22 protein-coding genes are annotated in these 20548 nt (G+C 68.1%); 14 read left to right on the forward strand and 8 right to left on the reverse strand.

What is annotated here, in order from left to right; genetic code table 11:
- The first annotated feature begins 18 nt into the window (after nucleotides 1–18).
- Together DIZ26_RS12505 and DIZ26_RS12510 are read left to right on the forward strand one after the other, a co-directional pair.
- Nucleotides 19–459 carry a hypothetical protein gene (locus tag DIZ26_RS12505; protein WP_112240605.1) on the forward strand — a complete coding sequence of 147 codons (441 nt, stop codon included), beginning with the start codon at nucleotides 19–21 and terminating at the stop codon, nucleotides 457–459.
- 192 nt (nucleotides 460–651) lie between these two features.
- On the forward strand, nucleotides 652–3087 hold the full coding sequence (locus DIZ26_RS12510) for an ATP-binding protein (protein WP_232828293.1): 2436 nt from the start codon (nucleotides 652–654) through the stop codon (nucleotides 3085–3087).
- A 510-nt stretch (nucleotides 3088–3597) separates the two neighbouring features.
- On the opposite strand, the gene DIZ26_RS12515 is transcribed toward DIZ26_RS12510, so the two are convergent.
- Both DIZ26_RS12515 and DIZ26_RS12520 read right to left on the reverse strand, forming a co-directional pair.
- On the reverse strand, nucleotides 3598–5331 hold the full coding sequence (locus DIZ26_RS12515) for an alpha/beta hydrolase (protein WP_112240609.1): 1734 nt from the start codon (nucleotides 5329–5331) through the stop codon (nucleotides 3598–3600).
- A gap of 93 nt (nucleotides 5332–5424) precedes the next feature.
- Complete coding sequence (locus DIZ26_RS12520; protein WP_112240611.1) at nucleotides 5425–6102, reverse strand: TetR/AcrR family transcriptional regulator; 678 nt, start codon at nucleotides 6100–6102, stop codon at nucleotides 5425–5427.
- Between the two features lie 53 nt (nucleotides 6103–6155).
- On the opposite strand from DIZ26_RS12520, the gene DIZ26_RS12525 reads away from it, so the two are divergent.
- The 5 genes from DIZ26_RS12525 to DIZ26_RS12545 all read left to right on the forward strand — a co-directional run bounded on the left by DIZ26_RS12525 (nucleotide 6156) and on the right by DIZ26_RS12545 (nucleotide 9598).
- Nucleotides 6156–6446 carry a hypothetical protein gene (locus DIZ26_RS12525; protein WP_112240613.1) on the forward strand — a complete coding sequence of 97 codons (291 nt, stop codon included), beginning with the start codon at nucleotides 6156–6158 and terminating at the stop codon, nucleotides 6444–6446.
- A gap of 168 nt (nucleotides 6447–6614) precedes the next feature.
- Nucleotides 6615–7289, forward strand: coding sequence for a hypothetical protein (locus DIZ26_RS12530; RefSeq protein ID WP_112240615.1), 675 nt, complete (start codon nucleotides 6615–6617; stop codon nucleotides 7287–7289).
- A 96-nt stretch (nucleotides 7290–7385) separates the two neighbouring features.
- On the forward strand, nucleotides 7386–8318 hold the full coding sequence (locus DIZ26_RS37855) for a hypothetical protein (protein ID WP_198676056.1): 933 nt from the start codon (nucleotides 7386–7388) through the stop codon (nucleotides 8316–8318).
- Nucleotides 8319–8376: 58 nt separating this feature from the next.
- The gene (locus DIZ26_RS12540) at nucleotides 8377–8817 is read left to right on the forward strand and encodes a DUF5655 domain-containing protein (protein ID WP_157979690.1); all 441 of its coding nucleotides are present in this window, start codon (nucleotides 8377–8379) and stop codon (nucleotides 8815–8817) included.
- A 103-nt stretch (nucleotides 8818–8920) separates the two neighbouring features.
- Nucleotides 8921–9598 carry an alpha/beta fold hydrolase gene (locus tag DIZ26_RS12545; protein ID WP_198676057.1) on the forward strand — a complete coding sequence of 226 codons (678 nt, stop codon included), beginning with the start codon at nucleotides 8921–8923 and terminating at the stop codon, nucleotides 9596–9598.
- A 169-nt stretch (nucleotides 9599–9767) separates the two neighbouring features.
- Here the strand turns inward: DIZ26_RS12545 and DIZ26_RS12550 are convergent, their stop codons facing one another.
- Nucleotides 9768–10157: a cupin domain-containing protein gene (locus tag DIZ26_RS12550; protein ID WP_112240619.1), complete on the reverse strand. Its 390-nt coding sequence runs from the start codon at nucleotides 10155–10157 to the stop codon at nucleotides 9768–9770.
- 52 nt (nucleotides 10158–10209) lie between these two features.
- Here DIZ26_RS12550 and DIZ26_RS12555 point away from each other — a divergent pair, with 52 nt between their 5' ends.
- Nucleotides 10210–11187, forward strand: coding sequence for a GlxA family transcriptional regulator (locus tag DIZ26_RS12555; RefSeq protein ID WP_112240621.1), 978 nt, complete (start codon nucleotides 10210–10212; stop codon nucleotides 11185–11187).
- Nucleotides 11188–11322: 135 nt separating this feature from the next.
- Here DIZ26_RS12555 and DIZ26_RS12560 read toward each other — a convergent pair whose 3' ends face one another.
- The 3 genes from DIZ26_RS12560 to DIZ26_RS12570 form a co-directional block, all read right to left on the reverse strand.
- Nucleotides 11323–11853 carry an NADPH-dependent FMN reductase gene (locus DIZ26_RS12560; RefSeq protein WP_112240623.1) on the reverse strand — a complete coding sequence of 177 codons (531 nt, stop codon included), beginning with the start codon at nucleotides 11851–11853 and terminating at the stop codon, nucleotides 11323–11325.
- A gap of 21 nt (nucleotides 11854–11874) precedes the next feature.
- A complete protein-coding gene (locus DIZ26_RS12565; RefSeq protein WP_112240625.1) occupies nucleotides 11875–12504 on the reverse strand; it encodes a GNAT family N-acetyltransferase in 630 nt (209 codons plus the stop codon).
- A gap of 88 nt (nucleotides 12505–12592) precedes the next feature.
- Nucleotides 12593–13804 carry a DUF418 domain-containing protein gene (locus DIZ26_RS12570; protein ID WP_232828294.1) on the reverse strand — a complete coding sequence of 404 codons (1212 nt, stop codon included), beginning with the start codon at nucleotides 13802–13804 and terminating at the stop codon, nucleotides 12593–12595.
- Nucleotides 13805–14087: 283 nt separating this feature from the next.
- Here DIZ26_RS12570 and paaA point away from each other — a divergent pair, with 283 nt between their 5' ends.
- The 5 genes from paaA to paaE are packed head-to-tail and all read left to right on the forward strand — an operon-like array spanning nucleotide 14088 to nucleotide 17637.
- Complete coding sequence (paaA, locus tag DIZ26_RS12575; RefSeq protein ID WP_232828295.1) at nucleotides 14088–15014, forward strand: 1,2-phenylacetyl-CoA epoxidase subunit PaaA; 927 nt, start codon at nucleotides 14088–14090, stop codon at nucleotides 15012–15014.
- Entirely contained in the window at nucleotides 15011–15307 is a 297-nt protein-coding gene (paaB, locus tag DIZ26_RS12580) for a 1,2-phenylacetyl-CoA epoxidase subunit PaaB (protein ID WP_112240629.1), read from the forward strand. The genes paaA and paaB overlap by 4 nt, the downstream gene beginning before the upstream one ends.
- Complete coding sequence (gene paaC, locus DIZ26_RS12585) at nucleotides 15304–16044, forward strand: 1,2-phenylacetyl-CoA epoxidase subunit PaaC (RefSeq protein WP_112240631.1); 741 nt, start codon at nucleotides 15304–15306, stop codon at nucleotides 16042–16044. Before paaB ends, paaC begins: the two co-directional genes overlap by 4 nt.
- Before the next feature lie 5 nt (nucleotides 16045–16049).
- On the forward strand, nucleotides 16050–16529 hold the full coding sequence (gene paaD / locus DIZ26_RS12590; protein ID WP_112240633.1) for a 1,2-phenylacetyl-CoA epoxidase subunit PaaD: 480 nt from the start codon (nucleotides 16050–16052) through the stop codon (nucleotides 16527–16529).
- A 25-nt stretch (nucleotides 16530–16554) separates the two neighbouring features.
- Complete coding sequence (paaE, locus tag DIZ26_RS12595) at nucleotides 16555–17637, forward strand: 1,2-phenylacetyl-CoA epoxidase subunit PaaE (RefSeq protein WP_112240635.1); 1083 nt, start codon at nucleotides 16555–16557, stop codon at nucleotides 17635–17637.
- 87 nt (nucleotides 17638–17724) lie between these two features.
- Here the strand turns inward: paaE and DIZ26_RS12600 are convergent, their stop codons facing one another.
- The gene (locus DIZ26_RS12600; RefSeq protein WP_112240637.1) at nucleotides 17725–18879 is read right to left on the reverse strand and encodes a hypothetical protein; all 1155 of its coding nucleotides are present in this window, start codon (nucleotides 18877–18879) and stop codon (nucleotides 17725–17727) included.
- Between the two features lie 248 nt (nucleotides 18880–19127).
- On the opposite strand from DIZ26_RS12600, the gene DIZ26_RS12605 reads away from it, so the two are divergent.
- A complete protein-coding gene (locus tag DIZ26_RS12605; protein ID WP_112240639.1) occupies nucleotides 19128–19961 on the forward strand; it encodes a metal-dependent hydrolase in 834 nt (277 codons plus the stop codon).
- A 6-nt stretch (nucleotides 19962–19967) separates the two neighbouring features.
- On the opposite strand, the gene DIZ26_RS12610 is transcribed toward DIZ26_RS12605, so the two are convergent.
- Complete coding sequence (locus DIZ26_RS12610) at nucleotides 19968–20477, reverse strand: hypothetical protein (protein ID WP_157979691.1); 510 nt, start codon at nucleotides 20475–20477, stop codon at nucleotides 19968–19970.
- Between the last annotated feature and the right edge of the window lie 71 nt (nucleotides 20478–20548).

Raw genomic sequence — 20548 nt, forward strand, 5'->3', positions numbered from 1 at the left:
GACGACCAGAGGACGCGCGTGACAGCCAAGCGGGCCGTGGTGGTGATCGCGGTCGTCTTCATCGCGTACGCCGTACTGCTCGGCTGGCGCGGTGTCTTGCTGATCGGCACCGGCGACCCGGTCGCGATCGGGCTCGGGATCGCTGTGCTGGTGATCCCGCTGCTCGGCCTGTATCTGGTCTGGCGCGAGATCCAGTTCGGCCGCCGGACCGAGGCGCTCGCGCACGAACTGGATCGGGAAGGCGGCCTCCCCGTGGACGACCTGCCCCGGCGCCCGTCGGGCCGGATCGAGCGGGTCGCGGCCGACGCCGCTTTCACGCAGTACAAGGAGGAGGCCGAAGCGGCGCCGGAGGACTGGCGGGTCTGGTTCCGGTTGTCGACGGCGTACGACGCGGCCGGTGATCGCAAGCGGGCCCGGTCGTCGATGCGCACGGCGATCCAGTACCACGATCAGACCTGAATCCGGGGAGTTTCCTGTGAGTTGGCTGGGAACGACCGGTTCAGCCTGACAACCCGGGCGGGATCGGGATACCTTCAGGGTGAGCGTGGCGACCGCCACGGTCGACAGGTCGGAGACTGGGTGGGCCGTCCTTTGCCATCAGACGGGTCTCGCCGCGGCTCGGACGACGCGCAGGGCACTGGCTTCGGTGACTTGCTCCGACGGCACCGGCGAGACGCCGGACTGTCGCAGGAGAAGCTGGCGGAGCTGGCCGGTCTCAGCGTCGACGCGATCGCGGCGTTGGAGCGGGGACGCCGTCGTGCGCCCAGACCGCACACGTTGCGGTTGCTGGGCGACGCTCTGCGGCTCGGGGCGCCTGATCGCGCCCAGTTGACCGCTGCCGCCCGCCGCGACGCCGACACCACCCGCTCTGTACTACGTCTGCCGCCGGTCGCTCCGAACGAGTTGATCGGCCGGTCGCGAGAGGTCGAAGAAGCTTCCCGCCTGATTGGCGAGCGCGCCACCCGGCTGCTCACGATGAGCGGTCCTGCAGGAGTGGGCAAGACCCGGCTCGCGCTGGCGGTGGCGTCGCAGGTCGCGCACCGGTTCGAGGACGGCGTCTGCTGGGTACCTCTCGCGCCCGTGCTGGAACCGGCCGCGGTGACACCCGCGATCGCCGCCGCGATCGGGCTACATCCCGTGGATGGCGGACGGCTCACCGAGGAGATCGCCGAGCAGATCGGCCGCCGGAGCCTGCTGCTGGTGCTCGACAATTGCGTGCACGTCCTCGCCGGCGCGACCGGGGTCGTCTCGACGCTGCTGGAGTGTTGCCCGAATCTGACGGTGCTCGCCACCAGTCGCGAGCTGATGCGAGTGCCGGGCGAGCGTGTGTACGTCGTACCGCCGCTGACGTTGCCCAGCGACGACGAGGACTCGGCCGGCTCGCCTGCCGTGCGGCTGTTCGTGGATCGCGCGACCGCGCGGGGATTTCCGCCGACCGGGCAGCTCGACCAGGTCGCCCGCGTGGTCAGCCGGCTCGAAGGGATTCCGCTCGCCATCGAGCTCGCCGCCGCCCGGACGAACGTGCTGACTGTCGAAGAACTCGCCGCCGAACTGGACTCTTCCTTCGCGATCCTGGCCGGCGGTTCCAGCGCGGCGGGTTCGCGGCAGGAGTCGTTGTTCGGAGCGATCGGCTGGAGCCACGCTCTGCTGACGCCGTCCGAGCGGGACCTGTTCGCGAGGCTGTCGATCTTCGCGGGTGGGTGGAGTTTGAACGCGGCCGCGGCAGTGCTCTCCGGCCGGCTCGTGCCGGGGCCGCTGGAGCGTGCCACGGCGCTCGATCTGACCAGCAGGCTGGTCGACAAGTCGCTGATCCGGGTGTCGCGCGATCGGGGCATCGCGCGGTACGACATGCTCGCCGTGATCCGGGAGTTCGCGGCGGGACAGCTCGCCCTGGCCGGTTCGGACGAGGAAACCGCGCGGAACCACGCCGGCTTCTACATTGCGCTGGCCGAAGAGGCCGAATCCCATCTCCGTGGGCCGAATCAGGGCGACTGGCTCGATCGCCTCGACGGCGAGCTCGACAACTTGCGAGCGGCGATGGCGTGGGCGTTTCGCGCCGAGGCGGTGACCGAGGCCGTCCGGCTCGCGGGTGGACTGTGGTTGTTCTGCTATCTCCGCGGTCACTACGCCGAAGGCAGTGAGTGGCTCGAACGTGCGCTGAAGCTGGCCGACACGGGCGGCCCCGAACTCGCGCCGTACAAGGCGAAAGCTTGTCTCGGCGCGGGGATGCTGGCGTTCCTGCAGTGCGAGTACGACGTGGCGACCGCGCGACTCGAGTCGGCACTCACGCAGTACAAGGCGTTGAACGACACAGCCGGTACTGCGCTGGTCATGCAGCGACTCGGGGGAGTGGCCCGCGAGCGCGGCGACTATGTGACCGCGGAGAACCTGCACTGCCAGAGCTACGACCTGTTCGAGAGTCTCGGCGACCGGTCGGGGATGTCGTGGGCGCACAACCAGCTCGGGTTCGTCGCGTGGTTGCGCGGTGACCTGGAGATCGCGGCGCGGCGCTGCAAGCGAGCGCGGGACAGCTTCCGCGTGCTCGGTGACGGCGAAGGGCTCGCGTGGTCCTTGATCAGCCTGGGCACCATCGCGCAGTACGGCGGTGAGCTGGCTGAGGCCGAAGAGTTGCTGCAGGAGAGTCTGGCGTTGTCGCAGCGGCTCGGGTATCGCGAAGGTGTTGCCTGGTCGCTGAACCAGTTAGGTATCGTCGAGCGGCGCCGCGGGCTGACCGAGCGAGCCGTGCACTTCCTCGACGAGAGCCTTGCCGAGCATCGCGATCTGGGGGACCGGTGGCGATCGGCGAGTGTGCTGGAAGAGCTCGCGACGGTCGCCCAGCAACGGAACCGGACGGAGTACGCGGCCTTCCTCCTCGGCGCGGCCGACGGTATCCGCGAGGTGATCGGGGCGCCGGTGCCGGAGATCGAGAAGGCCGATCTGCAGAGCACCAAACAAGCCATAGAAGAAGCTCTCGACCGGCGCGCGTTTCGGGCCGCCTGGTCAGCAGGACGCGCGGCCCCGCTCGCCGCCGTAGCCGACGGCTACCCAGGCCCGTCCGCCGACGCAGACCGCTCCACCCGCCTCTGACCAGCTCCGCCGAACTGGCTTCTGAACAGCACCGCCTCTGGACAACTCGGGCGGAGTCCGGCGATCCGTCTCCGAGCACCTGGGCCGGGGACAAATGGAGCCTCGCGAGGCACCACGACCTGGGGGATCGAAGGTACCCCGCGAGGGATCTGCGGCCGGGAGGCCCATGCGGCCTTACGGGACCCGGCCGGCTGTGTCTCTGTCTGACCCCCCAGGCAGTCCCCCCACCCCACAGCCGGCCGAAGCCACGTCGGCGATGTTCCCCGTCCCACCGAGCCCTCCCGGTCGGCGTTCCGGTTCTCCCGCGCTGACTCAAGATTGGCTTGGTCACACTCTGTCGCACAGGGACGCAACCCTGACATCGCCCTGACAACAGGGTGGTGACAACGAACGCCCTCTCGCGATCTCGCCGAATGTGATGACGCGTTCTCGCTCCGTGCGGGAATTAGGCGGCAATTGGCACCGAATCATCGCGGCAATAGCGCGCTGCGTAGTCGGAGGTCGATCAGATCAGCGCAGATATCCGGAAACCGCTTTCGTGAATCCGGCAATGCGGGCCAGCGGTGCGCGGGCGTTCACGGCGTCGTCGTCGTTCGGATCCATCCCGCCCGACGACGGCGCGGGGATCCCCTCGCCGGCGCAGGTGGTGTCCTTGGCGGGCGCCTTGCCGGTGGTGAGGAAGGTGTTCACGATCTTGTCGGCGCACTTGTTCACGCCGCCGTAGATGCCGTGGTCGCCCTCGCCGGTGATGGTGACCAGCCGCGAACCGGCGTACCGGCTGTGGGCCGCTGCTGCCAGCGAGAAGTTGGTCGCCGGGTCGTGTACCGACTGCACCATCAGCGTTGTCGGCAAGCCTTCGCCGGTAGGGATGGGAAGCTCGAGGTTGGGGCGGTCCCAGAACGCGCAGGGGTTCTCGCTCATCGACCAACCGAGCAGCGGGTACCGCGGGCCGAGGCGGGCCGACAGCGCCTCGCCGTACTCGCGGCCCTGCGGCCATTCGGTGTCGTTGCACGTGACGGCGGTAAAGGTCGCGTTCTCCGCGTCGTCGGCGAAGGGCCGGCCGAGCGGCGTGATGCCGACCGTACGCCGGGTCGCTCGCTGGACGAGTTCTTGCTGGCGCGCCAACGGGAGTTCGTCGACCTTTCGCTGGGCCGCCCGGGCGCCGCTTTTGCTCTGCGCCTCGGAAAGGCCGCGCAGGAATGCCAGATCAATCGCCAGCGAATGGAAATCCACCTTTGTATACAGGTCGCCGGTGACGATATTGTCCAGCGTGTTCTGGTCGTAGCTGATCTTCACCGACCCGTCCAGGAACTCCTCGACCGCGGGCTCCTTCTTCAGCGCGGCCCGCAGTCGCTCGTACGTCCTGATCACCAAGCGTGGCGAGGCGCCGAGTTTCAGTTGAGCGTCGTACTTCGCGGCCCAGGGCGCGAAGTCTTCGCGGAACCTGCGCTCGAACGCCTGCGGCTGGGCGATGAACGTGTTCAGCCACGGCCCGGTGAAGTCGGTGTTCGAGTCGAGCACGAAGCGGCCGACGTGGGCCGGGTAATAGGTCTGGTAGTACGCGCCCAGCCAGGTGCCGGCGGAGTACCCGACGTAGTCGATCTTGTCGTAGCCGAGCACTTGCCGGATCAGGTCCATGTCCTGCACGGTCTGAACCGTGTTCACGAACGGGAGCAGTCCACGTGACTGGCCGTCGCAGTACGGGAGCGTCAGTTCCGACGCCTCTGCGATGAGGTCGAGGTTCCACGGGTCGCGGTCACGGGCGTCCATCGTGAAGCCGGGCGCGCCCTGGCAGGTGACGTTCGCGCTGTCGCCGGTGCCGCGCGGGTCGAAGCCGATGGCGAGGTGGTCCTTGGAGAGTGCCTTCTGACTGGCCAGGTACGGCGCCATGCCGAGTCCCGCGCCACCCGGGCCACCGGGATTGCCGAACACGACGCGACTCGCTCTGCCCTTCGCCGGGCCGCCCGCCTTGCTGATCGCGAGCTGGATGTCGACGTGCCGCGCCTGGTCCGACCAGTCGCGCGGGACGGTGATCTTGGCGCAGGACGTCTTCAGTTCCGGATCACCGCACACTCGCCAGGCCGGTTTCTGGTCCAGATACCGCTTGGCGATCCGGTTCGGCCCGGTCTGTACGGCGGCCGCCTGCTGCTGCGATGCCGTCGCGCTCGATCCGGGGACCACCAGCAAGGCGGTCGCGGAGAGGGCGGAGATACCGAGGCCGGCGGCCAGGGTACGGAACTTCATACATCCTCCAGGGATGGCCAAGCGTGTTCGGACCGTCGCAATCTGTCATGCCCGCTGCGCGTGGTCGAGCACCACCCCCGGCCCGGCGTCAGATCATCCGCCTGCTAAGGGACTGCCGGTTCGAGGTGCGCAGAGCTGGGCGTGCAGGGTCTCGTAGGTCCAGGCCTGCCATCGCTTCGGCGTCCAGCCGCGCTCGCTGACGAAGAGCAGATACACCTCAGGGCTCAACAGGCCGAACAGGACGTCGGCGGCCTGCTCGACAGAGATGCCGGGATTGGCTCCGGGCTTGGCCAGCAGGCTCTCGGCTGCGGCTGTTTGCACTGTGAGCCGGGGGTTTTCTTCTTCAGGCCAGAGCTTCGCGATCGCGGGGTCGACCGCTGCGGCCGCCTCGACCATCTTCAGGATCGGTGCGACGCGGTCCAGTACTGCGCGAGTGCCTTCGAGGTGCGCCTCGAGATGCTCGGCGGCGGACGCGGTGGCGAGTGCCTGCTGGAACCAGGGCCGGTCAAGTGTCGCCACCGGTTCGTCGTCGCCCGCGATCGTCCGGTCGACGACTTCCTTCAGCACGGACTGCTTGTTGCCGAAGCTGTAGTAGATGGTCTGCACGGCGACCTCGGCCTGATCGGCGATGTCCTGCAACGAGGTCGCGCCGTACCCGTTCCGGACGAACAACTCACCGGCCGCGTCGAGGATCCGGGCGCGGGTCAGCTTGGCCTTCGCTGCTCGGCCGTCCGGCTTTTTTGTCTCGGGAAACTTCTTGACCGGGTTCATGTTTGTAGTATCTCTAGAGTTAATCACTAGAGTTCAACTACAAGGAGTTTGTGATGACGATTCTGCGATTGACCCGGTTCGGCTTGGATGCGGGACGGGTGGACGAGATGCTCGCCACCCGCGCCGTGTTGATCGACGCGGTGCGCGCGAAGGTGCCCGGGTTGACCGAGACCCGGCTGGCGCGGGTGGACGATGAGACCTGGCTTGATCTGTGGACGTGGGAGTCGGCAGAGGCATTGGCAGCTGCCGTCGCCGTCGCCCCGACGATGCCCGAAGCGGGCGCAGCCTTCGCGCTGATCCGCGACGCGACAGAAGAGCGCCTGGACCTCGTAGACCAACGCTGACCCGACCGGACCTGACCTGACCCGACCTGGTCTGCCGCCGCCGGGGCGATGCCACCGGCGGCGGTGGACGGTTGTCAGGCCTTGCGATGCGCGCCGATCCGCGAGTGGTCTAGGCCGGTGTGGTTTAGTAGCCGCCGATGGGGGCTGAGTTCGGCGGAGAGGTGCAGCATGTCGTACCCGGGCAACAACCAGCCCCCACCGAACGGCGAACCCGCGCAGGGTGGGCCGCCGTCGTACGGGCAGCCGGCGGAGGGTGGGTCGCCGGTCTACTCGTCGCGCCCGGGGATGCCGCAGTTTGGGCCGGGGCGGCTGCGTGAGAGGCGGGCGGTCGTTCTGGTGTTGGTGGGAGTGGTCGTGGCGCTTGGGCTGGTGGCGTTCGTCGTGTTGAGCCGGGCCGGTGTCATCGACAGTGGGCCGTTCGCGCGGAAGGTGCCGTCCGTGATGCCGCCGAGCATCATGCCGGCGCAGGCAGGTGGGCTGTATCGGTTGGATGACGACGCGGCGACGTACAAGCCGGACGGTGCGAAGTTCGACTGGGCCGTTGCCTGGTACTACTCGCCGAAGCCGCCGGGGGAGCGCGCTTTCGACACGCCGGTCTACGTCGTCACGATCTACGGCCCGTTGAAGAAGGCGAAGGACGCGATCCCGACCCGCAAGAACATCGTCCCGGTCGGCGCCGGTGTGTGCGCAGATGGAGACATGGCGGGACCGATCCGCGAGTGCGCCGTCCAGCGCGGCAGCATCGTCGCCACCGTGGTGGAGTACATCGGACCGGCCGGGCGTGTTTCCACCGACAGTGGACTGGTCGGCTACGCGACAGCCTTCGCCGACACGCTCTCTTGAGCTGAGGCACGCTGTCCGGGAGGTAGGTGTGGCGGTCTAGGCCGGTGTGGTTTAGTAGCCGCCGATGGGGGAGTCGAGCCGTCGGAGAGGTGCAGCATGTCTTACCCGGGCAACAACCAGCCGCCGCCGTACGGCCCACCCCCGCAGGGCTACCCACCACAACAGGGCTACCCACCCCAGCAGGGATTCCCTCCACAGCAAGCAGTCCCCACACAGCACGGAGTCCCCACACAGCAAGGGATGCCGCAGCAGGGGGTGCCGCGGGAAGGGGTGCCGCAGCAAGGGGTGCCGCAGGGAGTCCCGCCGCAGCAAGGGGTGCCGCAGCAGGGAGTCCCGCCGCAGCAAGGGGTGCTGCAGCAGGGGCTTCCGCCTCAGCAAGGGGTTCCGTCGTACGGGGGTGGGGCTGGACAACCGCCGTACGGCGGGGCGCAGTACGGGGTGGGGCCTCAGGGGCCGCAGTTCGGCGGGCCGCAGTACGGCGTGGCGCCGCGGAAGGGGAAGAGCGGCGGGGTGGTGCTGGCCTTGGTCGGGGTCGCCGTCGTGGTCGTGCTGGTGGCTGTTGTGGTGCTGAGTCGGGTCGGTGTGATCGACGGGGGGCCGTTTGCGAAGGGGGTGCCGTCGGTTCCGCCGCCGAGTGAGTTCCCGGCGACGAGTGCCGGGCTGTATCGCTTGGACAATGGGGATCCGGCGACGTTCAAGGTCGGCGGCGCGAAGTACGACTGGGTGGTGGCGAAGTACTACGCGACCAAGCCGCTGGAGCAGCTCGACAACAAGACGCCGGTGTACGTCGCGACCGTGTACGGCCCGCTGGCCAAGGCGAAGGACGCGATCACCACCCGCAACAACCTCACCAAGGTCGGCAGCGGCTGGTGCGGCGACGGCAGCCCGAGTGCTCCGGTGCGCGTCTGCGCTGTCCAGCGCGGCAGCATTGTCGTCACCTTCACCGAAAGCATCAAACCCACCGGCCGCACCGCCACCGACGAGGACCTGATCGTCTACGCAACCGGCCTAGCCGTCGATCTGTCCTGACGGTGGAAAGGGTCACCGATCGGCTTTAAGGTCGGATCAGCTGAGACGGGTGGACCCGATGGCTGAACTGTCCGCGTTGTGGCGATGTCCGCGCTGTGCCCGGACGTTCGCGAATCGCAACCAGTCCCACGCCTGCCGCCCGCTGGGTGATCTCGACGCGCACTTCGACGGCAAGGACCCGGCTGTGCGCGAGACGTTCGACCGGATCGTCGGCATCGTGCGTGAGCTGGGTCCGGTGGACGTCCTCGCCGAGAAGACCCGTATCGCACTGCACGCCCGGATGAGTTTCGCCGCCTTCACCCCGCGGATCCACTGGCTCGACGGTCACGTTGTTCTGGCCGAGAGGCTCACCAGCGATCGGTTCACCAAGATCGAGGTGTACTCACCGCGCAATATCCTGCACGCCTTCCGCTTCCATGATCCAACGGACGTAGACGCCGAGGTGACCGACTGGCTCACCCGCGCCTACGCCGTAGGCCACCAACTCCATCACCGCTGACTTCGACGATCGTGAAGCCCTTGATTTCAACGATCGTCAAAGCGTTTGCGGGAAGAGCATCGTGGTTGTTGGCTGGGCGCAGGCCAATGAGGGGAATCGGTAGTTGAAGATCACGTTGACGGCCGGTGAGTTCCAGTACGTCGAATACGGCGAGGCATCGGCGCCGCCGATGGTGTTGGTCCACGGGTCGCACACGGATGGGTCGACGTGGGCCGCCGTCGCTCCGGAGCTGGCTCGGTCGAGGCGGGTGATCGCGCTCGATCAACGCGGTCATGGCGGGAGCGTGCGCACGTCGTCGTACTCGTTCGAGCTGATGCGTGCGGATCTGCTCGAGTTCGTGGACGGGCTCGGGCTGGAGAAGTTCCTGCTCTGTGGGCATTCGATGGGCGGCACCGTCGCGGCGCTTTTCGCCGAGCGGTACGCCGAGCGCCTGTCCGGGTTGATCCTCATCGACAGCCCGCCGCCCGATGGGCACGGAGACTGGACCGTGCCGTCGAAGCCGGAGGAACAGCTCGGCTTCGACTGGGAGGTGGTGGTCGCGATCTTCGCCCAGCTGGCCGATCCGGACCCCGCCTGGTGGGCGGACCTTCCCGCGATCACCGTGCCTACCCTCGTTGTCGGCGGTGGTTCCACCAGCCCGGTTCCGCAGGAGTTGCTGGCGAAGGTCGTGGAGCTCGTCCCCGATGCGAAGCTGATCACGATCGAGGGTGCCGGCCACGCCGTTCAGCGCACGCGGCCGGCTGAGTTGCTCCACGCCATCCACGCCCGCTTCGGCACTTGACGGTCCCGGCGGCACCTGACGGTCCCGGCGGCAGCTGACGGTCCCCGCGGCAGCTGACGGTTCCGGCGGCAGCTGACGATCCCCGTCGAAGCTCACGATTCCCGGCGGCAGCTGACGATTGCCGGTCCGGCTGTCGCGACCGGGGACCGGCGGTTCGCAGTACGGGAGGTCAGTCGATCGGGATGCCGGTGTGGGTCTGGATGTGGTCGGGGAGGGGGTCGTGGGTGTCGCCGGTGGTGGGGGTGCCGGCTGGGTCGATGACGACGATGTCGGCGCCGGCTTCGGAGAACGGGCGGTGGTAGACGCCGCGAGGTACGACGAAGACTGTGCCAGGCGTGAGGGAGACGACGCGTTCGTCGGGGTCGCGGAGGGCGATGCTGAGTTCGCCGTCCAGGACGAGGAAGAACTCGTCGGTGGTTTCGTGCACGTGCCAGATGTACGAGCCGGCCACGTGGGTGACGCGGACGTCGTAGTCGTTGATCCGCGCGGCGATCCGCGGGCTCCACAGCTCGTCGAAGGTCTTCAGTACTGCGCGCAGGTCGATCGGTTCGTTGGTCACCTCTCCATCGTCGCGGCATGCGTCAGCAGAGCGTGAGTGCTAGGAATAGCGCATGCCGCAACAATCCTCGCAGCACAAGGTCGTCGCGATCGTCGACGAGGGATCGAACCCGTTCGAGCTCGGCGTGGCGACCGAACTCTTCGGCCTGCGCCGCCCCGAACTCGATCGCCCCTGGTACGACTTCGCCCTCTGTACGCCGGGCGGCGCGACCCGGATGCACTCGGGCTTCTTCACGCTCACCGACGTCGCCGGCATCGACGCGGTCGACGACGCCGACACGGTGATCGTGCCGAACCGTCCCGATCCCGAGGTGCTCCCGACCGATGAGGTTCTGGCCGCCGTACGCCGGGCTGCCGCGCGCGGGGCTCGGCTGGTGAGCTTCTGCACGGGTGCTTTCAGCTTGGCGGCGGCTGGTGTTCTCGATGGGCGGCGAGCGACGACGCACTGGCGGTGGGCCGGGTTGTTCGAGCGGATGTTCCCTGCGGTGAAGCTCGAGCCCGACGTCCTGTTCGTTGATGACGGCAACGTTCTGACCGCGGCGGGAAGCGCGGCCGCGCTGGATCTCGGGCTGCACCTGATCCGCCGCGACCACGGTGCCGAGGTGGCGAACGTGGTCAGCCGCCGGCTCGTCTACACCGCTCATCGCGACGGCGGTCAGCGGCAGTTCATCGACCGGCCAGTGCCGGTGGTCGCCGACACGTCGCTAGCGCCGCTGCTCGCGTGGATTCGCAGTGAACTGGCGACTCCGCTCACCGTCGGCGATATCGCCGAGCATGCGGCGATGAGTCAGGCGACCTTGCATCGCCGCTTCCAGGCGGAGCTCGGGACGACGCCGCTGGCGTGGCTGACAAGCGAACGGGTCGCGCTCGCCTGCCGGCTGCTGGAAGCAGGCGAGGTCCGCCTCGACGCGGTCGCCCGCCAAACCGGCCTGGGCACGGCGACAAACCTCCGCACTCAACTCCGCCGCCGAACCGGCCTCCCACCCAGCGAATACCGCCGCCGCTTCGCCCTCACCTCTCCGCGCGCCTGACCAGCCGAGGCGATCCGACGGACAGGAGGTGTTGGTTGCCGACTAGTGCACTTGAGCGCACTCCGGCGCCCACGTACGGCGTACGCGTTGTGCACTACCTGTCCGTCGGAACGCCCACCCCAAGAGGTGAGCAGCTCAGGCGACCGAGCTTGCCAGGGTGGCGAGGGTGTGACGGATGCCGGTGACGATGGCGGGTGCCGAGACCAGGCCGTCGGCGTCGACCGACTGGCGGGTCATCGGAAGGCGGGCGCAGGCGTCCTCGACGACAGTGGCGTTGAGATAGCCGAGGACTTTGCGGAGGGAGTCGTGGGCGTCTGCTCCACCTGTCGGGGCGGCTACCGACGACACGTTGATCCAGGCAACGGGCTTGCGGTCCATGCCGGTGCCGCCGACGGTCCAGTCGAGGAGATTCCTGAAACTCCCGGGCAGTGCGCCGGCGTACTCGGGAGTGCAGAACAGGATCGCGTCGGCCGCCTCGACCTGTTCCCGGAGCCGGGTCACCGCCGGGTGCAAGGGTTCCCGATCGTCGTCGGGGTTGAATGCCGGCAGTGCCGACAGTTCGCCGTACAAGGTGGTTTCGATGGTGGTGAGTTGCTGCGCCGTTCGCAGTACGGCGGTGTTGGTCGAGGCGGCTCGGGTGCTGCCCGAGATCAGGAGCAGGTGCATCCCGGGACCGTAAGCCTTCCCCTAGGGGGCAAGGTCAAGCTCGGTGCGCTCGGTTGGGTCGGTGTGGAGGCGGACCTGTTTGACGCGGGTGCTGCCGTCGCCGTACAGGTCGAGTTCGCGGCTGGCGCCGTCGGGGGCCCAGCCGGCGTCGGTGTAGAAGGCGCGGAGGACGTCGTCGGTGGAGTTGACCCAGACGGTGACGCGGCTGAACCCGTCGGCGCGGATCGTGTCGACGACCGCGTTCAGCAGGCGGGAGCCGTGACCGGCGCGGGTTGCTTCGGGGTCGACCGCGAGTTCGGCGACGAGGGCGTCGTTGCGTGGGTCGGCGTCGGGGTCGTCGGAGGCGGTGATCGCGGCGAAGCCGACCAAGGTACGACCTGCCAGCGCCACCATCACGCGGTTGCGCGCTTCGCCTGGCATGAGCAGCGCGGCTCGCCACTGAGCGGCGAACTGGGCGGGGTCGAGGTCTGCGAGTACGTCGGCCGGCAGCAGATCCTCGTACGCCCGGCGCCAGGCGGCGACCTGGATCTGCCCGATCGCGTCCGCCTCGGCCGGCAGCGCCAACCGCACACTCGACTCGGCGATCGGGTCTTCGGTGCCACCCATCGAAGACAGATGCTCGGGTTCCGGTACGCCGAAGTCGTCGCTCATGCCGCCCATCCTTTCAAATGCCGCTCGGCAGGACACCCGTCGGGGAGGTGTCCTGCCGAGCAGCGGCTCTAGAAGTCAGCCGGCGGGATCAGTAGGTCAGTCGCCGTAGCAAGGTCTCGGCGGGGCCCCGGTAGTTGTGCTTCTTCATTTGGTAGGCGGCGATGACGGAGATCGTCCAGACCGCGATCGCTGCGCCCGCCGCGGTGTAGGCGGTGTTGCCGAGGCGGTCGCCGAGGTTGAGGGTGAACGGTGCCAGCAGCACCATCCAGGACACCGACTGGAACAGGTAGCCGCTCATCGACCGCTGCCCGAGGGCGGAGATCGCGACGACCGGCTTGCTCAACGGCTGCCGACGCGTCATCAGCTTGCCGACCAGCAGCGCCCACAGTGCGACGTACCCAGGTCCGCCGAACTGACCGCTGATGTTGTGCAGGAAGTTCATCGACCTCAGCGCGGCGTCGTCCACCTTCAGCCAGCCGGCGGCCACCAGAGCGAGCGGCAGCGCACCGAGTACGACGATGCTCATGCAGACCGCGGCGACGCGGGCCAGCAGTGCCCGGTGTGCCTGTGGGTTCTCTAGCAACTGCTTGCGGGCGGCCCACATGCCGAGCCAGACGATCACGACGAAGCCGAGCACGTACGCCGTGTGCGCGGGCCACTCGTGCAGCCGGTCGATCATGCTGGCGAAGTAGCTGGTCGCGCCCAGCGACGGGTTCGGGGCGTTCGTCATGCCGTGCGTAGGACCGGATGAGCCAACGACGGCCAGTGCGGTCGTAGCGGCTACGACGATCGTGTAGACGACCTGAGCGCCCCAGATCCACAGCACGATCTTGTGGAACTTGTCGCCCCGGTTGAGGAGTAGCAGCGTGCAGAGCACTCCGACGATGCCGTAGGCGCCGAGGAAGTCACCGAAGTACAGCAGTGTCGCGTGGACGAGGCCGAAGGCGACCAGCCAGCTGTTGCGCTTCAGCAGGATCTTCCGTACTGCGGAGGGGGTCGCGCCCGAGTTCCGCTGGCGCCGGGCCAGCTGGACCAGGCCGTAGCCGAACATCACCGCGAACACCGGGTAGGCCCGGGCGTCGACGAGGGTGATCTTGACGAAGTTGAGGATCCGCTCGAGGCCGTGCGGATTGCCGTTCAGGCCGGGGCTGCCGGCGAAGGCGAAGTTGGCGGCGTTGGCGAGCCCGATCATCAGCAGCATCGCGCCGCGGATCAGGTCGGGCGCCAGCGCCCGCTCGGCGCCGCGGACCGGACCACGATGGTCGGCCGCGACCGGGGCTGGGGTGGCGAGCTGCGTCACGGGAGTTCCTTCCGGGAAACTGTGTCGGGATTGAGCTGTTACCGAAGATCCTGCCGGTGCCCGCGGCCCGCCCCCAGCGGTCTGACCCCACACTCGCGGTGGTGCTAGCACCACCGCGAGTCCCGTTCGACGAGGTACTGGAAGCCTCCAGCTCACCGCTACTCCAGTGGTCACAAAGGTCCGGCCGAGGCCGACAAACCCACCAAAGAGCCGCCTGTCCGCTGTTGTGACACTTCTCGTCGATTTGCAGACGAAGTGTCACAACTGGGCTATGCTGGCGCTCATGGACAGCTTCCAGGCGACGATCGACGCCGACGGCCGGATCGAGCCGCGCGACGCGATGCCCGAGGGGTACCGCAAGACCTTGATCCGGCAGATCGCGCAGCACGCCCACTCCGAGATCATCGGCATGCAGCCCGAGGGCAACTGGATCAGCCGCACGCCGTCACTGCGCCGGAAGGCGATCCTGATGGCCAAGGTGCAGGACGAGGCCGGTCACGGGCTGTACCTGTACGCCGCGGCCGAGACGCTCGGCGTCGACCGGGCCGAGCTGCTCGATCTGCTGCACGCCGGCAAGCAGAAGTACTCGAGCATCTTCAACTACCCGACGCTGACCTGGGCCGACATCGGCGCGATCGGCTGGCTGGTCGACGGCGCCGCGATCGTCAACCAGGTCCCGCTCTGCCGCTGTTCGTACGGGCCGTATGCGCGGGCGATGGTGCGGGTCTGCAAGGAGGAGTCGTTCCACCAGCGGCAGGGGTTCGAGATCCTGCACACGCTGTGCAACGGCACCGAGGCGCAAAAGGCGATGGCGCAGGACGCGCTGGACCGCTGGTGGTGGCCGAGTCTGATGATGTTCGGCCCGCCGGACGCGAGCTCCACCCACTCCGAGCAGTCGATGGCGTGGGGGATCAAGCGGCACAGCAACGACGAGCTCCGGCAGCGGTTCGTGGACATGACCGTCCCGCAGGCGGACGTGCTCGGCATCCGGGTGCCCGACGACGGGCTGCGGTACGACGAGGAGACCGGGCACTACTCCTTCACCCAGCCGGACTTCACCGAGCTCTATGAAGTTGTCAAGGGCAACGGCCCGTGCAACGAGCAGCGCCTCGCCCATCGGGTGAAGGCCCACGAGGACGGCGCCTGGGTCCGCGAGGCTGCCGCGGCGTACGCCGGGAAACAAGCACAGAAGAAGGCGAGTGCCGCATGAGTGGGTCGGGCAGTTTGATCGAGCCGCTGTGGGAGGTCTTCGTCCGGTCCCGCCGGGGTCTGTCGCACGTGCATGTCGGCAGCCTCCATGCGCCGGACGCGACGATGGCGCTCCGCAATGCCCGCGACGTCTACACCCGCCGCCAGGAAGGGGTGTCGATCTGGGTCGTGCCCGCGGCCGACATCACCGCCTCCAGCCCGGACGAGAAGGACGAGTTCTTCGATCCGGCCGGCGACAAGGTCTACCGGCACCCGACCTTCTACCAGGTGCCAGAGGGCGTGGACCATCTGTGAACGACCTCTTCACTTACACGCTCCGGTTGGGTGACGATGCGCTGATCGCCGCCCAACGCACCGCCGAGTGGATCGCCGCCGCGCCGCAGCTCGAGGAAGACGTTGCCCTGGGCAACATCGGACTCGACCAGCTCGGTCAGGCCCGCTCCCTGCTCCAGTACGCCGGACAGCTCGAAGGCGCGGGCCGGTCGGAGGACGACCTGGCCTACTTCCGCGACGAGCGCGAGTTCACCAACGTGCAGCTGGTCGAGCTGCCCAACGGCGACTTCGCGGCGACGATGGCCCGCCTGCTGTACTTCGCGACGTACCAGCATCTTCTCTACGAAGAGCTGCGTGGTTGTGCCGACGAGACGCTGGCGGGGGTGGCGGGCAAGGCCGTCAAGGAGGTTGCGTACCACGTCGATCACGCGACCCAGTGGGTGCTGCGGCTCGGCGACGGTACCGAAGAGAGCCATCGGCGGATGCAGGCCGGGCTCGACGCGATGTGGCCCTACACGGCTGAGCTGTTCGCCTCCGATGACCTGGTGCGACGCCTGGACGTGGCGGTCGATCCGTCGACGCTCGAAGAGGAATGGCTTCGCCGGGTGACGCAGGTGATCGAGGAATCCACCTGCAGCATGCCGACCTCGTCGTACCAGCACTCCGGCGGTCGCCAAGGCCGGCATTCGGAGCACCTCGGCTACCTGCTTGCCGAGCTTCAGCACATCGCGCGCTCGCACCCGGGCGCGCAGTGGTGACCACGATGCTGACCGACCAAGCGATCTGGGATGCGGTGGGGGAGGTCGCCGATCCGGAGGTGCCGGTGCTGACGATCGCCGACCTCGGCGTACTGCGTGGCGTCCGTCGCGAGGGCGATCAAGTGGTCGTGACGATCACCCCGACGTACTCCGGTTGCCCGGCGATGGACCTGATCCGGCACGAGGTCGAGCTCACTCTTCAGGCCCTGCACGTCGACGGCCGGGTCGAGACGGTGCTGTCGCCGGCCTGGACCACGGACTGGATGAGCGAAGAGGGCAAGGCGAAACTGACGGAGTACGGCATCGCGCCGCCGACCGGAACGCGTGCTGTCGGTGGGCCGGTGTCGGTCAGCCTGACCATCCGTTGCCCGCTGTGTGGCTCGCCGGACACGACCGAGCTGAGCCGGTTCGGATCCACCTCCTGCAAGTCACTTTGGCGCTGCAACTCCTGCCGCGAGCCCTTCGATCACTTCAAAGACCTTTGAGAAGCCAACAGAGCAAGGCGATCTGATGACGACGATGACCCGCCGCCGGGCGACCTTCCATCCGTTGAAGGTCAAGGCGATCGACGCGATCACCGACGAGTCGGTCGCGATCACCTTCGAGGTGCCGGACGACCTCGCCGCGGAGTACGAGTTCAGTGCGGGGCAGCACCTCACGGTCCGTCGTGCCGGTGACGAAGTACGCCGCAGCTACTCGATCTGCTCGCCCGCGGGATCCGGCGTACTGCGGATCGCCGTGAAGCGCATCCCGGGTGGCGAGTTCTCCTCGTACGCCGCGAACGAGCTCAAGCCGGGTGACACCATCGAGGTGATGACGCCGCTCGGCCGCTTCGGGACGGAGCTCGATCCGGCGAACGCGAAGCACTATGCGTTCATCGCCGCAGGCAGCGGGATCACTCCGGTGCTGTCGCTGGTCGCCACCACCCTCGCGGTCGAGCCGGAGAGCCGGGTCACCTTGCTCTACGGGAACCGTACGGCGGGCTCGGTGATGTTCGCGGACGAGTTGGCCGACCTCAAGGACGTGTACGCCGAACGCCTGCACCTGGTGCACGTGTTGTCGCGCGAGTCGACCGAGGTCGAGCTGTTCAGCGGCCGGATCGATCGCGAGCGGCTGGGCCGGATGATCGACGTCTTGCTGCCGGTGAAGTCGGTCGACGAATGGTTCCTCTGCGGTCCGTACGCGATGGTGGTCGGCGCGCAGGAACTCCTGCTGGAGCAGGGCGTTCCGCGCGAGACGGTGCACGCGGAGTTGTTCCACGTCGGCGACGAGGCACCCACAGCGCGCGTCGAGGAGACCACGATCGACGAGGACGCCGCCGAGGTGACGGTCATCCTCGACGGGCGGCGGTCGACCTTCCCGCTCGGCGAGCACGCGAAGGCGGTGCTGGACGCGACGCTCGCCGTACGGTCTGATGCTCCGTTTGCCTGCAAGGGCGGCGTGTGCGGCACCTGCCGCGCGAAGGTGGTCGAAGGCTCGGTCCGGATGGACACCAACTGGGCGCTCGAGCCGGATGAGATCCGGGCCGGCTACGTCCTCACCTGCCAGTCCCACCCGACCAGCGAGAAGGTCACCCTCGACTTCGACGCCTGACGTACTTCGGCGCCTGAAGTATTTCGCGAGGCCTGACGTCCTTCGGGCCCGGATCCCCGCGGTGGTGGGGATCCAGGCCCGAAGCGATCAGGCAACGATGACGGGCAGCTCGGCCTCGAAGAGGTTCGCGAAGGTGAGGCTGGGCAGGATGTGGCCCTGGTCGGGTGAGTTCTGCACGACGCTGTAGCCCCAGTCGGCCGCCCTGAGGCGCTGGGCGTGCGTGCCGTGGTGGCTCGGGTTGGTGAAGCCGCAGTCGCCGAGCTGGAAGAAGACCTGGTCGAACTGCTGGATCCGCTTGTACTGCAGCGCATCCCCACGAGCATGGGTGAGGAAGTAGGCCGCGAACGAGTCGGCCATCAGCTCGGTCCGCCGGCTCGCCTCCGGCCCGGTCAGGTCGCTCTGGAAGAGATTGCGCTGGAACTGCACGTGGTGTCCGTACTCGTGCGCCAGGATCGCCTGAGCGGTGACGTCGGAGTACCCGATCGCCTTGAAGGCCTCCAGGACGCCGTCGCCCATCACGATCATCTTCGGGATGACGAAGCCGGGAATGACCGTGCCCGGGTAGGCGAACGCGTTGAAGCTGAAGTACGGGTGGTTGCCGTGGTCGAACTTCTCCTGGTTCATCGCGGTGACCACCTCGGTCGCCAGGGCCGTCGCGGTGGCCGCGGGGAAACCGTAGGCGACGTTGAAGAGCCGGAACATCCGGGCCTGGTCGGTCAGCATGGTGCCCTTCATCGGCTCCAGCCGGATGCCGGCCGGGTCGATGTCCCAGAACCGGCCGAGGTCGCGGAACGTGTGGTTGACGTCGGTGTTGAACTCACCGCTGAGGCCGAAGTTTGAGCCCGCGTCCTGCGGCCACAGCAGTACGTCGAGCAGCAGCGGCTGGAAGCTGTTGATGGCGTCGGCGAGTTGCAGGTCGGCAGCGGTCCAGTCGGACCGCTGTGCCGCAGCCCAGTCCCGGACCGGGGTGGAGGGGTTGCACGCGGTAGGAATGACGGCCGCACTGAGGTCGTCGTCGATCGCGACCTGGGCCTGGACCTTGGCGGCCAGAGTCGACCCGTCTGTCGGCCGTAGTGCGTTGAGCTTCGCGGCAAGTGCGCTGGTCTGCTCGGGCGACAGAGTCTGTACGGCGGCCGGCGCCGCGGCGACGGAACTGACCGAGGCCTGGGCCGCGGTGACCGCGGGACCGCCGGCCAGCACGAGGGTGAGCAGGATCGCCGACCCTGCAAGGGACTTCTTCATAGCTCTCCTAAGACTTCGCCGGGACGGCGGTGGAGTGGATTGCCCTCAGTATTGGCCGCGGTGACGCGGGTAGTACCGGATCGAACCTGTCGGAATCCGGCATGGCGGAAAGCTGACGCCCCGGCCCGTACCGCGAGCTTCGGTGCAGGTCGTCGAGGTCAGGACGCCCGCTCCGTGTGGCTTCCCGGAACTGTCGGTGATCGCTGGAAGAATCGGCGGCTCACGAGTGATGGGGGTGGGGCGCCGTGATGGGGCGTTCGCATGCGTTGTCCGGTTGGTGTGCGGGACTGGCGGTGGCGCCGCTGGTCGGCCTGACCTCGGTGGCCGAGGTGGTGCCGTTCGCCGCCGCGACGGCCGGCTATGCGTTGTTGCCCGACCTCGACCACCCGGGCGCGAAGGCTTCGCGGTTGCTCGGGCCGATCACGCGCATCGTCTCCGGGGCTTTGCGGACCTTCTCCGGGATTCTCTACAACGTCACGAAGGGACCGCGCGACGAGGAGGGCACCGGCAAGCACCGGCACGCCACCCACACCGTTGCGGCTGCGCTGTTGCTCGGCTTCCTCGCCGCGGGCGCGGGGGAGCGGGGTGGGAAGTGGGCGGTGCTCGCCATTGCCGTGACCGGTCTCGTGCTGGCTGCTGATGTGCTCGGCGACTGGATCGTGCTCGCCGCTCTCGGCGCGGCCGGTTGGTCAGTGGTCAACGCTGTCCTGCCGGATGCCGCGGCCGAAGCACTACCCGGTACTACGGCGGCCGAAGCTTTGCAGGCCGGGCTCGCCGGGATCGGCAGCTGGATCGGCGTCGCCGTCGCGCTCGGTATGTTCGTGCACTGCCTCGGCGACAGCCTCACCCGCTCGGGCTGCCCGTGGCTGTGGCCTGTCCCCATCCGCGGCGAGACCTGGTACGAGATACGTCTCCCACGTCATCTCCGCTTCCGCACCGGCGGCTGGGTGGAGAACCTGCTGATCGCCCCGGCTCTCGTCATCGGCGGCGTCCTGCTCCTCCCCGGCGCCTGGGCGACCCTGACCAACCTCGCCGCCGCGATCTGGTCCACCACGTCGATCTGGATCGCCGGCGGGGCGTAGTACAGGTCAGTAATCCTGCGGGCGGCCGAGCAGGTACGACGGGTGGCCGGCCGATTCGAGCGCGGCGGCGAAGCGTTGCTGGTTGCGGCGGCTCGGCCACACCTCCCATGCGACCAGTGGCAACGCCAGGACTGCGCCGATGAGGACGATCCAATAGCTGTCGACGACGAAGGCGATCGCGATCGAGACCAGGAAGACCGCCTCGCACAGCGCGAACCGGACGAAGGTCGACGAGGTGAACTTCTGCCACGACTCCCTCTCGATCTCGGCCGGTTGCCCACCAGGTGGCAACGCGAGCGCGCGGAAGCCGGCGAGTTCGCAGAAGCTGTAAGCGGCCACGGCGAGGGCGACGACGACGAGCGGCGCCCAGCCGCCCGGGAAATCTCCGATGCCGTCGCCGGCGAGCACGAACCACATCACCAGCGTGATCATCGGGATCGCCGCGATCATCGCGGCGACGACCATCGTCAGGCCGGCAGCGGCCGCGGGTTTGGGGGCAGTCATCGGTGTGGACACGGCCGAACGCTAGCCGTTCGCGGTGCCATCGCTCACCAGAATCAACACAAAGTAGCCAGATCGCGACCGAA

Origin of the sequence: Kribbella monticola (assembly GCF_003261635.1) — a bacterium.
In the GTDB taxonomy this organism is placed as follows: domain Bacteria; phylum Actinomycetota; class Actinomycetes; order Propionibacteriales; family Kribbellaceae; genus Kribbella; species Kribbella monticola.

Excerpts from the sequence above, each read along its gene's own strand:
- DIZ26_RS12515 (WP_112240609.1), bottom strand. The coding sequence starts at position 5,331 with ATGAAGTTCCGTACCCTGGCCGCCGGCCTCGGTATCTCCGCCCTCTCC.
- DIZ26_RS12520 (WP_112240611.1), bottom strand. The coding sequence starts at position 6,102 with ATGAACCCGGTCAAGAAGTTTCCCGAGACAAAAAAGCCGGACGGCCGA.
- DIZ26_RS12525 (WP_112240613.1), top strand. The coding sequence starts at position 6,156 with ATGACGATTCTGCGATTGACCCGGTTCGGCTTGGATGCGGGACGGGTG.
- DIZ26_RS12530 (WP_112240615.1), top strand. The coding sequence starts at position 6,615 with ATGTCGTACCCGGGCAACAACCAGCCCCCACCGAACGGCGAACCCGCG.
- DIZ26_RS37855 (WP_198676056.1), top strand. The coding sequence starts at position 7,386 with ATGTCTTACCCGGGCAACAACCAGCCGCCGCCGTACGGCCCACCCCCG.
- DIZ26_RS12540 (WP_157979690.1), top strand. The coding sequence starts at position 8,377 with ATGGCTGAACTGTCCGCGTTGTGGCGATGTCCGCGCTGTGCCCGGACG.
- DIZ26_RS12555 (WP_112240621.1), top strand. The coding sequence starts at position 10,210 with ATGCCGCAACAATCCTCGCAGCACAAGGTCGTCGCGATCGTCGACGAG.
- DIZ26_RS12560 (WP_112240623.1), bottom strand. The coding sequence starts at position 11,853 with ATGCACCTGCTCCTGATCTCGGGCAGCACCCGAGCCGCCTCGACCAAC.
- DIZ26_RS12565 (WP_112240625.1), bottom strand. The coding sequence starts at position 12,504 with ATGAGCGACGACTTCGGCGTACCGGAACCCGAGCATCTGTCTTCGATG.
- paaA (WP_232828295.1), top strand. The coding sequence starts at position 14,088 with ATGGACAGCTTCCAGGCGACGATCGACGCCGACGGCCGGATCGAGCCG.
- paaB (WP_112240629.1), top strand. The coding sequence starts at position 15,011 with ATGAGTGGGTCGGGCAGTTTGATCGAGCCGCTGTGGGAGGTCTTCGTC.
- paaD (WP_112240633.1), top strand. The coding sequence starts at position 16,050 with ATGCTGACCGACCAAGCGATCTGGGATGCGGTGGGGGAGGTCGCCGAT.
- paaE (WP_112240635.1), top strand. The coding sequence starts at position 16,555 with ATGACGACGATGACCCGCCGCCGGGCGACCTTCCATCCGTTGAAGGTC.
- DIZ26_RS12600 (WP_112240637.1), bottom strand. The coding sequence starts at position 18,879 with ATGAAGAAGTCCCTTGCAGGGTCGGCGATCCTGCTCACCCTCGTGCTG.
- DIZ26_RS12605 (WP_112240639.1), top strand. The coding sequence starts at position 19,128 with ATGGGGCGTTCGCATGCGTTGTCCGGTTGGTGTGCGGGACTGGCGGTG.